This is a genomic window from Rhodanobacter sp. UC4452_H20, from assembly GCF_052978205.1.
In genome coordinates, this window is sequence record NZ_CM129662.1 from 1,895,024 (window position 1) to 1,909,558 (window position 14,535).

14 protein-coding genes are annotated in these 14,535 nt (G+C 67.7%); 8 read left to right on the top strand and 6 right to left on the bottom strand.

Features of this window, described 5'->3' with window-relative positions:
• The first annotated feature begins 84 nt into the window (after positions 1-84).
• The 3 genes from proC to ACVCMC_RS09040 all read left to right on the top strand — a co-directional run bounded on the left by proC (position 85) and on the right by ACVCMC_RS09040 (position 4,552).
• Positions 85-909, top strand: coding sequence for a pyrroline-5-carboxylate reductase (gene proC / locus ACVCMC_RS09030; RefSeq protein ID WP_395116991.1), 825 nt, complete (start codon positions 85-87; stop codon positions 907-909).
• Positions 906-1,481, top strand: a complete 576-nt coding sequence (locus ACVCMC_RS09035) for a YggT family protein (protein WP_447099429.1) — start codon at positions 906-908, stop codon at positions 1,479-1,481. Before proC ends, ACVCMC_RS09035 begins: the two co-directional genes overlap by 4 nt.
• 236 nt (positions 1,482-1,717) lie before the next feature.
• Positions 1,718-4,552, top strand: a complete 2,835-nt coding sequence (locus tag ACVCMC_RS09040) for a valine--tRNA ligase (RefSeq protein WP_447099430.1) — start codon at positions 1,718-1,720, stop codon at positions 4,550-4,552.
• A gap of 51 nt (positions 4,553-4,603) precedes the next feature.
• On the opposite strand, the gene rimI is transcribed toward ACVCMC_RS09040, so the two are convergent.
• From rimI to ACVCMC_RS09055, 3 genes are read right to left on the bottom strand one after another with little or no spacing between them, the layout of a single operon-like run.
• The gene (rimI, locus tag ACVCMC_RS09045) at positions 4,604-5,086 is read right to left on the bottom strand and encodes a ribosomal protein S18-alanine N-acetyltransferase (protein WP_395116986.1); all 483 of its coding nucleotides are present in this window, start codon (positions 5,084-5,086) and stop codon (positions 4,604-4,606) included.
• A gap of 3 nt (positions 5,087-5,089) precedes the next feature.
• Positions 5,090-5,545 carry a hypothetical protein gene (locus ACVCMC_RS09050; protein WP_447099431.1) on the bottom strand — a complete coding sequence of 152 codons (456 nt, stop codon included), beginning with the start codon at positions 5,543-5,545 and terminating at the stop codon, positions 5,090-5,092.
• Positions 5,546-5,553: 8 nt separating this feature from the next.
• A complete protein-coding gene (locus ACVCMC_RS09055) occupies positions 5,554-6,336 on the bottom strand; it encodes a CDP-alcohol phosphatidyltransferase family protein (RefSeq protein ID WP_395116982.1) in 783 nt (260 codons plus the stop codon).
• A gap of 109 nt (positions 6,337-6,445) precedes the next feature.
• Between ACVCMC_RS09055 and ACVCMC_RS09060 the strand changes: the two genes are divergently transcribed.
• From ACVCMC_RS09060 to ACVCMC_RS09070, 3 genes are all read left to right on the top strand, one after another.
• Positions 6,446-6,877 (top strand): DUF4124 domain-containing protein, encoded by a 432-nt coding sequence (locus ACVCMC_RS09060; RefSeq protein WP_395116980.1) that lies wholly within the window; start codon positions 6,446-6,448, stop codon positions 6,875-6,877.
• Between the two features lie 69 nt (positions 6,878-6,946).
• Positions 6,947-8,647, top strand: a complete 1,701-nt coding sequence (locus ACVCMC_RS09065; protein WP_395116978.1) for a proline--tRNA ligase — start codon at positions 6,947-6,949, stop codon at positions 8,645-8,647.
• 212 nt (positions 8,648-8,859) lie between these two features.
• Positions 8,860-9,180 (top strand): H-NS histone family protein, encoded by a 321-nt coding sequence (locus ACVCMC_RS09070; protein WP_395116976.1) that lies wholly within the window; start codon positions 8,860-8,862, stop codon positions 9,178-9,180.
• Positions 9,181-9,450: 270 nt separating this feature from the next.
• Here the strand turns inward: ACVCMC_RS09070 and ACVCMC_RS09075 are convergent, their stop codons facing one another.
• From ACVCMC_RS09075 to ACVCMC_RS09085, 3 genes are read right to left on the bottom strand one after another with little or no spacing between them, the layout of a single operon-like run.
• Entirely contained in the window at positions 9,451-10,725 is a 1,275-nt protein-coding gene (locus ACVCMC_RS09075; RefSeq protein WP_395116974.1) for a threonine/serine exporter family protein, read from the bottom strand.
• Positions 10,722-11,168, bottom strand: coding sequence for an NfeD family protein (locus ACVCMC_RS09080; RefSeq protein WP_447099432.1), 447 nt, complete (start codon positions 11,166-11,168; stop codon positions 10,722-10,724). Before ACVCMC_RS09080 ends, ACVCMC_RS09075 begins: the two co-directional genes overlap by 4 nt.
• Positions 11,169-11,183: 15 nt before the next feature.
• Positions 11,184-12,137, bottom strand: coding sequence for an SPFH domain-containing protein (locus tag ACVCMC_RS09085; RefSeq protein ID WP_210772072.1), 954 nt, complete (start codon positions 12,135-12,137; stop codon positions 11,184-11,186).
• A gap of 173 nt (positions 12,138-12,310) precedes the next feature.
• On the opposite strand from ACVCMC_RS09085, the gene phoB reads away from it, so the two are divergent.
• Positions 12,311-13,015 (top strand): phosphate regulon transcriptional regulator PhoB, encoded by a 705-nt coding sequence (gene phoB, locus ACVCMC_RS09090; RefSeq protein ID WP_395116970.1) that lies wholly within the window; start codon positions 12,311-12,313, stop codon positions 13,013-13,015.
• Positions 13,016-13,032: 17 nt separating this feature from the next.
• Positions 13,033-14,313, top strand: a complete 1,281-nt coding sequence (phoR, locus tag ACVCMC_RS09095; protein ID WP_447099433.1) for a phosphate regulon sensor histidine kinase PhoR — start codon at positions 13,033-13,035, stop codon at positions 14,311-14,313.
• The last annotated feature ends 222 nt before the right edge of the window (positions 14,314-14,535 follow it).

The following is a 14,535-nucleotide window of genomic DNA, read 5'->3' on the forward strand; positions in this document are numbered from 1 at the left end:
TCGCGGCGGCGGCGGCGCGTCGTCCGCGCGCCGGCGCGCCGGCTTCCGGTAAGGTAGGCGGCTGCAACGATCAAGGAGTCCTGCATGACACGATTAGCCTTCATCGGCGGCGGCAACATGGCGCGCAGCCTGATCGGCGGCCTGCTGAAGACGGGCGTCGCCTCCGCCACGATCAGCGTCGCCGAGCCCCGCGCCGAGGGGCGCCAGGAGCTGGGCCGCGATTTCGGCATCGCCTGCTACGCGGAGAACCGGCTGGCGGCGGCCGAGGCCGAGGTGATCGTGCTGGCGGTCAAGCCGCAGGTGCTGCCCTCCGTCCATGGCGAGTTGCAGGACATCCTGCAGCGCCAGCGCCCGTTGCTGATCTCGATCGCCGCCGGCGTGCGGCTGGACCAGCTCGAACGCTGGTTCGGCGCGAGCCTGCCGATCGTGCGCTGCATGCCGAACACGCCTGCGCTGATCGGCGCCGGCGCCACGGGTCTGTGCGCCAACGCGCGCGTCAGCCCCGCGCAGAAGGCGCAGGCGCAGCACATTCTGGACGCTGCCGGACTCACCCGCTGGATCGACGACGAAGCCCTGATGGACACCGTCACCGCGATCTCCGGTTCGGCGCCGGCTTATTTTTTCGCCCTGGTGGAAGCGCTGGAAGAAGCCGCCGTGGCCCAGGGCCTGCCGCGCGACACCGCGCGCGCACTGGCCGCGCAGACCTGTTTCGGCGCCGGCCGCATGCTCACCGAGAGCGGCGACGACCCGGCCGTGCTGCGCCAGCGCGTCACCTCGCCGCACGGCACCACCCAGGCCGCGCTGGAGAGCTTCGGCGCGGACGGACTGCCGCGCATCGTGGCCAGAGCCGTGGCCGCGGCCACCCGCCGCGGCGCCGAGCTCGCCGCCGAACTGGACGCGCAGCCGTGAGCTATCTGTTCAACGCACTCTCGATGCTGATCGGCCTGGCGTTCGACGCCGTGGTGATCCTGTTCCTGCTGCGGGTGACTGCCGAAGCCTGCCGCGCCGATTTCAACAACCCGCTGAGCCAGTTCATCTACCGCACCACCAACCCGGTGCTGGCGCCGATCCGCCGCGTGGTGCCGAACTGGGGCAGGATCAACCTTGCCGGCCTGCTGCTGGCGTGGCTGGCGATGCTGCTCAAGCGCCTGCTGCTGTTCGCGCTGGTCGGGGCGATGCCCAACCTTGCCGGTCTGCTGGTGCTGTCGCTTGCCGAGCTGTTCGACTTCGTGCTGCTGTTCTACATCGTGCTCATCTTCGGCTGGTCGCTGCTGAGCATGTTTTCCGTCGATCGCCGCCAGCCGATGCTGCGACTGGTGGAGAAGATCGTCGCCCCGCTGCTGCGTCCGCTGGACGACAAGCTGGTGTTCGGCCAGATCGACTTCGCGCCGATGGCGGTGATCATCGTGCTGTTTCTCGCCCGCATGCTGATCGCCGCGCCGCTGCTGGATCTTGGCGCCGGGCTGGCCGTGGGCGGCTGAGACAAGGGCGGCGGGCAGTGCCCGCCCTACGCTGCCCGTCGTCCGCGAAGGGTTCCCCTCGGCTGTAGGGCGGGCACTGCCCGCCGGCTCTTGTTCGTCCATGCGGGCAACGGCCACACGACACATCACGCCCCAAGGCGGCCCCACCATCTTTGGCCGGCCCCTGCCGGCACCGTACAATCACGGCTTTACCCCACAACAAAAGCGCGCCCCTGCGCGCCAGCGAGCGTTTCCCGATGGAAAAGAGTTTCGAGCCGGCCCGGATCGAGTCGAAGTGGTACGAGCGCTGGGAAGCCAGCGGCGCGTTCAAGCCGAGCGGCCAGGGCGAGCCGTACTGCATCCTGCTGCCGCCGCCGAACGTCACCGGCACGCTGCACATGGGGCATGCGTTCCAGCAGACGGTGATGGACATGCTGGTGCGCTACCAGCGCATGCGCGGCATGAACACGCTGTGGCAGGTCGGCACCGATCACGCCGGCATCGCGACCCAGAAGATCGTGGAGAACCAGCTCGCCGTCGAGGAAAAGACCCGGCATGACCTGGGCCGCGATGCGTTCATCCAGCGGGTCTGGCAGTGGAAGGAGGAGTCCGGCTCCACCATCACCCACCAGATGCGCCGCATCGGCGCCGCGGCCGACTGGTCGCGCGAACGCTTCACCATGGACGAAGGCCTGTCGGCCGCGGTGCGCAAGGTGTTCATCGACTGGTATCGCGCGGGCCTGATCTATCGCGGCAACCGGCTGGTGAACTGGGACCCGGTGCTGGGCACGGCGGTGTCGGATCTCGAAGTGAACAACGTCGAGCGCGACGGCCACATGTGGTCGATCCGCTACATGACCACCGACGGCGCCGCGTCGCTGGTGGTCGCCACCACGCGTCCGGAGACCATGCTGGGCGACGTCGCCGTGGCCGTGCATCCGGAGGACGAGCGTTATGCGCACCTGATCGGCCAGACGCTGCATTTGCCGCTCACCGGCCGGCAGATTCCGGTAATCGCCGACGACTACGTCGACAAGGATTTCGGCACCGGCTGCGTGAAAATCACTCCGGCGCATGACTTCAACGACTACGCCATCGGCCAGCGGCACAAGCTGCCGCCGATCACCATCTTCACGCTGGACGCGAAGGTCAGCGACAACGCGCCGGAGAAGTATCGCGGACTCGATCGCTACGACGCGCGCAAGGCCGTGCTGGCCGATCTCGAAGCCGCCGGCCTGCTGGTCGAAACGAAGGCGCACAAGCTGCAGGTACCGGTGAGCCAGCGTTCCGACGCGGTGATCGAGCCGATGCTGACCGACCAGTGGTTCGTCGACCTCACTTCGGACGTCCAGGCGGATGGCCGCCCGGGCGGCCGCAAGGCGATCACCGAGCCGGCGCTCGATGCCGTGCGTTCGGGCGATATCAGGTTCGTGCCGGAAAACTGGGCGAACACGTATACACAATGGCTGGACAACATCCAGGACTGGTGCATCAGCCGCCAGCTGTGGTGGGGCCATCGCATCCCGGCGTGGTACGACGAGGCCGGCAACATCTTCGTGGGCGAGGACGAGGCCGACGCACGCGCACATGCCGCGACCGTGCCGGTCGGCGCCCTGCGTCAGGACGACGACGTGCTGGACACCTGGTTTTCCTCCGCGCTGTGGCCGTTCTCCACGCTGGGCTGGCCGGCCGATGGCCCGGTGAAGAACGAGCGCGGCGAGGTCGTGGCGAACTGGGCGCAGGACAAGATCTTCCTGCCCAGCGCGGTGCTGGTCACCGGCTTCGACATCATCTTCTTCTGGGTCGCCCGGATGGTGATGACCACGAAGTACTTCACCGGCCAGATACCGTTCCGCGAGGTCTACATCAACGCCATCGTGCGCGATGCGGAAGGCCAGAAGATGTCCAAGTCCAAGGGCAACACGCTGGACCCGCTGGACCTGATCGACGGCATCGCGCTGGAACCGCTGGTGGAGAAATCCACCAAGTCACTGCTGATTCCGCAGGTGCGCGCCAAGGTCGAGAAGCGCATCCGCAAGGACTACCCCGACGGCATCCCGGCGATCGGCACCGATGCGCTGCGTTTCACCTTCGCCGCGCTGGCCAGCTACAGCCGCACGATCAACTTCGACATCAAGCGGGCCGAGGGCTACAAGGCGTTCTGCAACAAGCTGTGGAATGCGGCGCGGTTTGTTCTTTTGAACGCGGGGAACGGGGAATCGGGAATCGGGAATCGGAGAGATCAAAAGCCGGTGACCGAGGCGGAGCGGTGGATTCTGACGCGGCTCAAGCAGACGCTGGACGAGGTCGAGCGGCACTTTGTCAGCTATCGTTTCGATCATCTGGCGCAAGCGCTGTACGAGTTCGTCTGGAACGAGTACTGCGACTGGTTCCTGGAACTGGCCAAGCCGGCGCTCAACGGCGACGACGCGGCGGCTGCCGCGTCCACCCGCCACACCTTGCTGGTGGTGCTGGAAAGCGTGCTGCGTGCGCTGCATCCGGTGATCCCGTTCATCACCGAGGAAATATGGGCGTCAGTGGCGCCGGTGCTCGGCCTCAGCGAAAGCAGCCTGCTGCAACGACCCTGGCCACGCGCCGAAGACATCACCGCCGACGATGCGGCCACGACCGAGATCGAATGGTTCAAGAACGTGCTCTCCGGCATCCGCCGGATCCGTTCGGAGATGAATATCCCGCCCGGCAAGACGATCCCGCTGTTGCTCGCAGACGGCGACTCCGGCGATCGTGCGCGGGTGGCAAAGTTTGCCGCACAAATCGCCTTCCTCGCCCGCGTCGAGACTCCGCAGTGGATCGCTGCTGGCGCCGACGAACCCGCCGCCGCGGCCGCCGTGGTCGGCACGTTGCGCGTGCTGATCCCGCTGGCCGGGCTGATCGACGTGGCCGCCGAGAAAGCGCGCCTGGCCAAGGAAATCGGCCGCATCGAGGTCGAGATCAGGAAATGCGAAGGCAAGCTCGGCAACGCGAACTTCGTCGCCAATGCGCCGGCCGAGGTCGTGGCACAAGAGCGCCAGCGCATCGCCGACTGGAACACCACGCTGGGCGCGCTGCGCGAGCAGGCCGGCAAGCTGTAGCGCGGGCACCGCCGCACGCCGCCTCGGGCTTTTTGGCGATCGGGTTCTTGCCTATTTCTCGATATGGCCTGCGGCCATATCGAGCGCCATCACGATCGCGTCCTCGCGTCCGTCGCGTGCCGGGTAATAGCGCGGGCGCCTTCCGATTTCGTGGAAGCCCACCGACTCGTACAAGGCTTTCGCGCCCGGGTTGGACGGGCGCACTTCGAGGAAGAGTCGCTCGGCCCGGTTCCAGCGCGCCACGTCGAGCAGGCGCATCAGCAGATGCCGGCCGAGACCGCGGCCGCGATGCTCCGGGCCGATGCACAAATTGAGCAAGTGCGCCTCGCCGGCGCCGGTCGAGAGAATGCCGTAGCCGGCCACGCTGCCATCCACGCACAGAACCCAGCACGAATGCCCTGCCCGCACGCAATCGCCGAAGATGCCGGGCGACCACGGGAATTCGTACGAGGCGTTCTCCAGCGCGCTGACTGCGGCCAGATCATCCAGGTACATGCCGCGCACCTGGATCGCCGCCTTCGGCACGGCGACCATCGTTCAGGCTCCCGCGCTGGCCAGGGCACGGCGCACGCTGCGCAGCGCGTTCCACAGCCGACGCTTGGCCGTCGCGTCGGCCAGCACCAGCTTCGGCTCATCGGCAAGCACAATCAGCGCCTGGCTCATCACTGCCGCCGGCAAGGCGCGGCCGAGTGCATGCGCCTGCGCATCGCCGAACACCAGGTAGGCGCGCGCCGCCGGCACCGATGACGCCAGTTGGCCACCTTGCACGCTGATGCGCGCCGCGCGCGCCAGCGCCGCACCGCCGGCATGCAGCGCGCGGCCCAGCAGGTCGAGCTCGCGGGCGTTGCACGACGCCGGCAGGATCACCACGCAGGCCACGTCGGCGTCGCCCAGCTCCGGCTCGGCCATGGCCGGCACAACTTTCGCCACGCGGCGAACCCACGGCGTCAGCCCCAGCGCGTGCAGGACGCGGGCGCGGTGGGCGGCAGGCATGGGCGCGTTCATCTGGCGGAGTGCCGTGCACGGCGCCGATGCGCGATCCGCGCCGCGATGGTCCACACCGGCCCGGACAACAGGTACACGGTGAAACCCGCCAGCAGCACCCGCGCCGGCGCCAGATACAGCAAGGCAAGCAGCAGCACCGCCACCACCATCCAGGCGAACGGCACGTTGCCGCGCTCGCCCATCGGCAGCGACTTGAAACTGAAATAGCGGAAGCGGCTGACCATCAGCAGGCCGGTGACCACCACGATCGCCGCGCTGGCGAAGGCCAGCTCGGCGCCGCTCCAGCCGGCCTTCTCCATGGTCCACACGAACGACATGTTCACCGCCGCCGCGGCCGGACTGGCCAGGCCCTGGAAATAGCGCTTGTCGGCCACCCCTGCCTGGGTATTGAAGCGCGCCAGCCGCAGCGCGGCGCAGGCGGCATAGATGAACGCGCACGCCCAGCCCAGCTTGCCCCACAGCGGCCCCACGTCGCGCAGCGCCGACAGCGACCACGTGTACATCACCAGCGCCGGCGCGAGGCCGAAGCTGACCAGGTCCGACAAGGAGTCGTACTGCACGCCGAACTCGGTCTGCGTGCCGGTCATGCGCGCCACGCGCCCATCCATGCCGTCGAGCACCGCCGCCAGGAACACCGCGATGGCCGCCTCGACGTAATGGCCGCCGATGCTGGAAATGATCGCGTAGAACCCGGCGAACATCGCCGCCGTGGTGAACAGGTTCGGCAACAGGTAAATGCCGCGGTGCCGGGGCGGTTGAACGGGCATGGGTGGACTCATGAAGCAGGATCGTGACGGAGTAGGCGCAGTGTAAACCATTGCCTGCTTGAGTCCGGGGCGCCGGAGTGATAACAAGGAACGACTGATTTTCCCCTGTCCGGAGACCCCCATGCGCCGTTCGCTGATTGTCGTGGCACTGCTGCTGTTTGCCCCGTTGTGTGCCGCGCAGGTCTACAAGTGGACCGACGCCAGCGGCACCGTGCACTACTCCGAGGCGCCGCCGACGCAGGGGGTCAAGTACAGCAAGGTCACCACGACCGGCACGGTGGAGCCGCTGGTCAAGCCGGCCGAACGAAGCAATCCGGAGGACGTCGCGGGCGGCAGCAACGAGCCCGCCGTCGCGCCGAAGACCATGGCCGACACCCCGGAGAACCGCAAATCGCTGTGCGCCTCGCTGCAGTCCAACCTGGCGACCCTGCAGGGCAGCGGTCCAGTGGTGATGGAGAAGGATGGCAAGCCCAACGCACTGGACGCCTCGCAACGCCAGCAACAGATCGCCACCGCCCAGGCCCAGTACGACCAGTACTGCCAGGGCAAGTAAGCCCCCGGGCCGCACTCCGGCGGCGGTGGCGCCGCTACAATGGGCGCTTTACACGCCGGAATCGCCCGCATGCGCCTCAGCCAATTCCACCTGGCCACCGTCAAGGAAGTCCCTGCCGACGCCGAGATCGCCAGCCATCGCCTGATGCTGCGCGCCGGCATGATCCGCCGGCTGGCTTCCGGCCTGTACACCTGGAGTCCGCTGGGCCTGCGCGTGTTGCGCAAGGTCGAGCGCATCGTGCGCGAGGAAATGGATCGCGCCGGCGCGATCGAATTGCTGATGCCGACCATCCAGCCGCGTGAACTCTGGGAGGAAACCGGTCGCTGGGCGAAATTCGGCCCGCAGCTGCTGAAGATCCGCGACCGCAAGGAGCAGGAATTCTGCTATGCGCCGACCGCCGAGGAAGTGATTACCGATTACGCCCGCAACGAGCTGAAAAGCTACAAGCAGCTGCCGGTCAATTTCTACCAGATCCAGACCAAGTTCCGCGACGAGATCCGCCCGCGTTTCGGCGTGATGCGCGCGCGCGAATTCCTTATGAAGGATGCCTATTCATTCCATCTCGGGCAGGAGTCGCTGGCGGAAACCTACGCCGCGATGTACCAGGCCTATGTGCGCATTTTCACCCGCCTCGGCCTGAGCTTCCGCGCGGTGCAGGCCGACACCGGCGCCATCGGCGGCAATGCCAGCCATGAATTCCAGGTGCTGGCCGATTCGGGCGAGGACGCGATCGCGTTTTCCGACGGCTCCGACTATGCCGCCAACCTCGAGAAAGCCGAAGCGCTGCCCCCGTCCGTCGAACGCCCTGCGCCCGCCGCCGGCCTGCAGCGCGCGGACACGCCGACCCAGAAAACCATCGCCGACGTCGCCGCCTTCCTGAAAGTGGAACCGCGGCAATGCGTGAAGACCCTGCTGGTGCGCGGCGTCGAAGGGCTGGTCGCGCTGTGCCTGCGCGGCGACCACGAACTCAACGAGGTCAAGGCCGGCAAGCTGGCCGAGCTGCCGGGCGAGATGGTGCTCGCCGGCGAAGAGGAAATCCGCGCCGCCTGCGGCACGCGCCCCGGGTTCATCGGCCCGGTCGGCCTGCCCGATTCCATCCCCGTGATCGTCGATCGCGACGCCGCCGTACTGGCCGACTTCGTCTGCGGCGGCAATGCCGACGGCGTGCACTGCACCGGCGCCAACTGGGAGCGCGACGCGCGCATCAGCCGCATCGCCGACCTGCGCAACGTGGTCGAGGGCGATGCCTCGCCCGACGGCCACGGCGAACTGCACCTGGCCCGCGGCATCGAAGTGGGCCACGTGTTCCAGCTGGGGACGAAGTATGCCGACGCCCTGCGCGCCACCGTGATCGACGAAGGCGGCAAGGCCCAGGTGATGGCCATGGGTTGCTACGGCATCGGGATCAGCCGCATCGTCGCCGCCGCCATCGAGCAGCGCCATGACGACGCGGGCATCATCTGGCCCGAGGCGATGGCGCCGTGGCGGGTGGCGGTGTGCGTGATCAACCCGAAGAACGCCTCCGCCGCGGTCAACGAGGCCGCCGAGGCGCTGTACCAGGCACTCGTCCAGCGCGGCATCGAAACCGTGCTGGACGATCGCGGCCTGCGTCCCGGCAACATGTTCGCCGACATGGAGTTGATCGGCATCCCCCATCGCGTGGTGGTGAGCGAACGCGGGCTGGCCGCCGGCACGCTGGAATATCGCGGCCGCGAGGACAGCGAGAGCCGCACGTTGAGCCAGGATGAGTTGTTCGCACTGCTGGCCTGATTAATGAAACCGGCGGGTTTCGAATATCGGTACATTTGCCCTTGCAACCCTGTTTCATAATCGTTTCGAATATGAACTGTGACGCGCGTCGGGGAGTTTGGCGCTTTACAAATGTTTGTCCGATCATGGAGAATCCCCACTGGCCGGCATTCACCATGCCCGCATTGCCTCGATAATGGGGCATGATTCGTCACCCTCACCGGAGTCCGTCCATGGCCGTCGATATCAAGAATCTCAACCACAATCAGCTCAACGATCTCATCAGCAAGGCACAAATCCGTCAGGACGAATTGCGCAAGGAGAAGGTCGTCAAGCTGCGCGAGAAGGTCCACGCGCTGATCAAGGCCGAGGGTTATTCGTTCGAGGACATTTTCGGCGGTGCCCGCAAGAGCAAGCGCGCCGGCGCCAAGGTTGCCCCGAAGTATCGCAACCCGGCCAACCCGGCGCAGACCTGGTCCGGCCGCGGCAAGCGTCCGCACTGGTTCAACGACGCGCTGAAGGCGGGCAAGAAGGAAAAGGACCTGACGATCTGATCGCCGTCCCCACGCCATGGAAACAGCGCCGGCCTCGCGCCGGCGCTTTTTTTTGGCTTGAACTATGCGACGTCCATTCGCCGCGCAAGGCTCATGCGGACGCAACGCAAAGGTAGGTCAGGAAGGCGCGGCTCTTGATCTTGCCGGGGCCAGGAGCACCCTCCTCAATCCTCCCCTGCTTCAAAGGGGAGGAGGCGAAGGTGCCGCGCGGGTTCGTCTCCCGTGATGAACCGGGTGGCGTGAAGTCCGGCTAGCCCGGTCGCTTTTGTTTTACAGAGAGCGCCGCGGCGAAATCAGCAAGTCGCCGAACATCAGCCCCGCCACCAGCGACACCAGCAGGGTGACCAGCAGCAAGCCGGCGTCCAGGCCGAGCGAGGTGTCGCGTTCGAGCAGGAACGACATGCTGCGGAAGCCCACGCTGCCCGGCACCAGCAACAGGATGCCCGGTTCGCGGATTACCGCGCCGGGCCGATGCGCATAGCGCGCGTAGACGTTGGCCAGCGCGCCCAGCAGCAAGCCGCCCAGGAACACGCCTACCGGCGCGCCCGGCAACGAGGTGGAGATCTCGCCACCCCAGCGCGTGGCCAGATAACCCACCACCACCGCCGCGATCACTGCCGGCCAGTCGCGCCGGGCGGCGCGGAACAGGATCGCGAAGGCGATCGCGGCGACCAGCAGCACCGGGTAATCGGTCCATGATGGCAGCGGCGGCAAGGCGAAATCGCGCGCAGTGATGCCGAGTGCGCTGCACAACTCGGTCGCGGCGATGACCCCGAAAGTGAGCTTGAGCAGGGTCGCCATCGCGCCGCCCATGCGCGCCATGCCGGAAACCAGGTGCTGGCTGGAGATCTCGCGCACGGCGGTGGTCAGCGACATGCCGGGGATCAGGATGATCAGGCTGGCCAGCACCACCGACTTGATCGCCAGCGGCACGATGAAGGCGCTGACCAGGATCGCCACCATGGTCGCCACCAGCGCACTGATTGCATCGCTGGCCGCCGCCAGCTGCGGCCGCACGGCAGCCGCCAGGGTGATGCAGCCGATGATCGTGCCGATCACCGCCGCGACCACCAGGTCCACCCACGAGCTGTGCAGGAACAGCGCCGCAATCGAAGCCGCGGACAAGCCGTAGCTGGCGATCAGGCCGATTTTCTCGCGTCGGCTGTCCGGCCGACCCAGCTCGCGCAGCAGGCGAAAGCCTTCGCGCAGGCCCAGCTCGCCGGCGATCGCGCGGTCGGCGATGTCGTCGGCCTGGCACAGCCGTTCCAGGTTCACCTCGCCCGGCGGCAGCCGCACCACCTGGGTGGTCGTCGCCACGCGCTCCTCGCCCTGGGCGAGGTCGGCGAAGGAAATGATGACCGCGGTAGGGCTGGACCACACGTCGGCGGACAAGCCCAGCCGCTGCGCCACGCCGGCCACGGCCATCTCCAGTCGCGGCGCGGTGGTGCCGTACTGGTGCAGGCGCCGCGCCAGCTCCAGCACGAACGCCATGCGCGTGTTCAGCGCGGTGGTGGCGAATTGCTGCTGGCTGATGGTGCCGCTCATGCCACCGCGCGCACCTGCAGGGTGGAACCATCGACGGCAACCACTTCCACGATGGCGCCCAACGGCAGGTCCGGCCCGTTGACCAGCCACTGGCCGTCGCCCACGCGGGCCTTGCCGCGACCATTGACGATCGCCTCGATCAGCTCATAACGCTGGCCGATCATCTGCTCGGCGCGACGGTTGAGGCGTTCGCTGCCCGGCACGCGACGCTCCAGCTTCGGCCGCAGCCAGCGCGCGTAGGCCACGCAGAAGGCGAATGCGAGCAGGCCGAACACGATCGCCTGCGCCAGCAGGCCCAGCGTCGGCACGGCCCACAGCAGCACGCCCATCGCCGCCGCGGCCAGGCCGATCCACAGCAGGAAATAGCCCGGCAGCAGCAGCTCGCCGGCAATCAGCAGCAGCGCCAGGATCCACCACAGGTAATGCACGGCAAGTTGCCACATGGTCGAGGACTCCACTCAGCGCAGCGGCGGCACCGGCGCGGCCGCCGGGCGCTGCTGCTGGGTGAGGGATTCCTTGGCCAGTTCGGCGATGCCGGCCATCGCGCCGATCACGCCGGTGGCCTCGATCGGCAGCAGCAGCATCTTCTGGTTGGGCGAATTGGCCATTTCCTTCAGCGCGCCGATGTAGTTGTTGGCGACGAAATAGTTCAGCGCATTGATGTTGCCGCCGGCGATCGCGTCGGAGACCATCGTGGTGGCCTTGGCCTCGGCCTCGGCGGTGCGCTCACGCGCCTCGGCGGCGCGGAACGCGGCCTCCTTCTCACCCTCGGCAGAGAGGATCGCCGATTGCTTCTCGCCCTCGGCCTTGAGAATCGCCGCCTGGCGGAAGCCCTCGGCGTCGAGGATGTTGGCGCGCTTCTCGCGCTCGGCCTTCATCTGCCGTGCCATCGCGTCGATCAGGTCGCGCGGCGGCGAGATGTCCTTGATCTCGATGCGGTTGACCTTGACGCCCCACGGGTGGGTCGCCTCGTCCACCACGCGCAGCAGGCGGGCGTTGATCTCGTCGCGCTTGCTCAGGCTTTCGTCCAGGTCCATCGAGCCGAGCACGGTGCGGATGTTGGTCATCACCAGCGCCAGCGAGGCCTGCTCCAGATTGGCCACTTCATAGGCCGCCTTGGCCGCATCCAGCACCTGGTAGAACACCACGCCGTCGACACGCACCACCGCGTTGTCCTTGGTGATGACGTCCTGCGAGGGCACGTCCAGCACCTGCTCCATCATGTTCATCTTGTGCCCGATCGCCTGGTAGATCGGGATCAGGAAATGCAGCCCCGGGCTCAACGTGCCGGTGTACTTGCCGAACGTCTCCACCGTCCATTCGTAACCCTGCGGCACGATGCGCACCAGCTTGACGATGCCGATGACGACCACGACCAGGATGACCAGCGCCAGCAGTTGTGCGATACCCATGAAGCTCTCCCCTTTCCGTGAAGATGTCAGTATAGGCGAGCGCAGCGCCGTCGAGCGGGCCGGACCATGGCGTCATGGAACGATCATCACGACCGCGGCCGGGCAGCCCGGCGCTGTCATCGTCGCGTAACATGGCCGTGATTCCATGGCGCCGGCTGCCACTGGGCATATGCATGCAAAAACGCATCCTGATCATCGAAGACGAGGCGCCGATCCGCGACATGGTGGCGTTCGCGCTGCGCCGCGCAGAGATGCTGCCGGTCTGCGCCGCCGATGCCGGTGAAGCGCAGCTGGCCATCGCCGAGGCGGTGCCCGACCTGATCCTGCTCGACTGGATGCTGCCGGGCATCAGCGGCATGGACCTGGCCCGGCGCCTGCGCCGCGAGGAGCTGACCCGCGACCTGCCGATCATCATGCTGACCGCCCGCGGCGAGGAGACCGACCGCGTGGCCGGCCTGGATGCCGGCGTGGACGACTACGTGGTCAAGCCGTTTTCCACCCGCGAGCTGGTGGCGCGGATCAAGGCGGTGCTGCGCCGCAGCCAGGGCGAGGACGGCGCCGGCATGATCGAGCTGGGCGGGCTGCGTCTGGACGGCCAGGCGCACCGGGTGTTCGCCGGCGACGAGCCGGTGCACCTGGGCCCCACCGAATACCGCCTGTTGCACTTCTTCATGAGCCACAGCGAGCGCGTGTATTCCCGCGCGCAACTGCTCGATCATGTCTGGGGCGGCAGCGTCTACGTGGAGGAGCGCACCGTCGACGTGCACATCCGGCGCCTGCGCAAGACCCTGGAAGCATGGGGCCTGGATGCCCTGATCCAGACAGTGCGCGGCACCGGTTACCGCTTCTCCGCCCAGCCCGCACCCGTGCGGCCCTGAGCAGCTCCGGCCGGCGCATGCGCAGCATCCGCACCTCCTTCGACACCGGCTTCCTCGTCATCGTGATCGGCTCGATGACCGGCGCGATCGTCGCCGCGCTGTGGGCGTCGCCATGGTGGGCGCTCGGCGTCGCCCTGGGCGGTGAAGCCGTCGCGCTGGGGTGGTGGCTGCGCGCACGCCGTGCACGCCGGACGCGACCCGATACACCTGGCCAACTCCGCGCCGCACGCGCCTTGCGCCAGTCGCGCCTGCGCGCGCAGTTGCACGACGTGCGCGACGCGGTGGGCGCACTGGCCGATGCCGTGGTGCTGTTCGACGATCAGGGGCGCGTGCGCTGGTTCAACGCGGCCGCTACCCGTCTGCTCGGCGTGCGGCGCGAACACGTCGGGCAGCCGCTCGCGCAATGGCTCGACGGCAGCGAGCTGGGCACGTGGCTGCGCACGAATGCCACGCAGCCGGCCGCCGACCTGCCGGCGCCGGCGGATGCGTCGCTGCGCCTGGCCGCGACGATCATCCCCTTCGGCCAGCAGCTGAAGGTGCTGCTGGCGCGTGACATCAGCACGCTGATCCGGCTGGAGCAGGTGCGCCGCGATTTCGTGGCCAACGTCTCGCATGAGCTGCGCACGCCGCTGACAGTGATCCACGGCTATCTGGAACTGCTGGACCCCGTGGACGTGCCCGAGCTGGCGCCGGTGCTCGGCGAGATGCGCATGCAGTCGCAGCGGATGCAGCAGATCGTCGAGGATCTGCTGACCCTGTCACGGCTGGAAACGCGCGAGGCCCTGCCGGACGAGGAAGTGGCCATGATTCCGCTGCTGGAGACGCTGCGCCGCGAGGCGGTGGCGCTCAGCCAGGGCCGGCACCGCATCAGCGTGGAGGCGACCACTGCGGTGCGCCTGCGCGGCTCGATCCATCACCTGCACAGCGCGTTCTCCAACCTGACCAGCAACGCCGTGCGCTATACGCCCAGCGGCGGCGAGATCGTGATCGGCTGGCGGCAGACCGCCGATGGCGGCGCGATCTTCTCCGTGCGCGACAGCGGGCTGGGCATCTCCGCCGAACACCTGGTGCGACTCACCGAGCGCTTCTACCGCGTGTCGTCCAGCCGCTCGCGCGAGTCCGGCGGCACCGGCCTGGGCCTGTCCATCGTCAAGCACGTGCTGAACCTGCACCAGGGGCGCCTGGTGATCGAGAGCGAGCCCGGCCGCGGCTCGACCTTCTCCTGCGTGATGGAAGCCTCGCGCGTGTTGCCGCCGGACCGCGGCGGCATCTTCCGCGCCGAGACGCCGACGAACTGAGCGGCGCCTGCGCGCAACTCCTTGTCGCAAAAAAAACGGCACGGAGAAAGTCCGCGCCGGGAGCCGATTCAGGAGGAGAGCGGCATCTCGAAGATGCCTGCCATGGAGGGGAGTGCCTGGCAGGCGCAGGCATTATCGCGACGCCGCGTGACAGGCCGATGACACGCGAGGCGGGTCCGGTCTTCTCGTCTGGCGACGGAGCGCACCGCGCGTTGCACTGCC

Bases quoted from the DNA above. Each gene is read 5' to 3' on its own strand.
- proC (WP_395116991.1), top strand. From the start codon at position 85: ATGACACGATTAGCCTTCATCGGCGGCGGCAACATGGCGCGCAGCCTG.
- ACVCMC_RS09040 (WP_447099430.1), top strand. From the start codon at position 1,718: ATGGAAAAGAGTTTCGAGCCGGCCCGGATCGAGTCGAAGTGGTACGAG.
- rimI (WP_395116986.1), bottom strand. From the start codon at position 5,086: ATGGTCGCCGTGCCGAAGGCGGCGATCCAGGTGCGCGGCATGTACCTG.
- ACVCMC_RS09050 (WP_447099431.1), bottom strand. From the start codon at position 5,545: ATGCCTGCCGCCCACCGCGCCCGCGTCCTGCACGCGCTGGGGCTGACG.
- ACVCMC_RS09055 (WP_395116982.1), bottom strand. From the start codon at position 6,336: ATGAGTCCACCCATGCCCGTTCAACCGCCCCGGCACCGCGGCATTTAC.
- ACVCMC_RS09060 (WP_395116980.1), top strand. From the start codon at position 6,446: ATGCGCCGTTCGCTGATTGTCGTGGCACTGCTGCTGTTTGCCCCGTTG.
- ACVCMC_RS09065 (WP_395116978.1), top strand. From the start codon at position 6,947: ATGCGCCTCAGCCAATTCCACCTGGCCACCGTCAAGGAAGTCCCTGCC.
- ACVCMC_RS09070 (WP_395116976.1), top strand. From the start codon at position 8,860: ATGGCCGTCGATATCAAGAATCTCAACCACAATCAGCTCAACGATCTC.
- ACVCMC_RS09075 (WP_395116974.1), bottom strand. From the start codon at position 10,725: ATGAGCGGCACCATCAGCCAGCAGCAATTCGCCACCACCGCGCTGAAC.
- ACVCMC_RS09080 (WP_447099432.1), bottom strand. From the start codon at position 11,168: ATGTGGCAACTTGCCGTGCATTACCTGTGGTGGATCCTGGCGCTGCTG.
- ACVCMC_RS09085 (WP_210772072.1), bottom strand. From the start codon at position 12,137: ATGGGTATCGCACAACTGCTGGCGCTGGTCATCCTGGTCGTGGTCGTC.
- phoB (WP_395116970.1), top strand. From the start codon at position 12,311: ATGCAAAAACGCATCCTGATCATCGAAGACGAGGCGCCGATCCGCGAC.
- phoR (WP_447099433.1), top strand. From the start codon at position 13,033: ATGCGCAGCATCCGCACCTCCTTCGACACCGGCTTCCTCGTCATCGTG.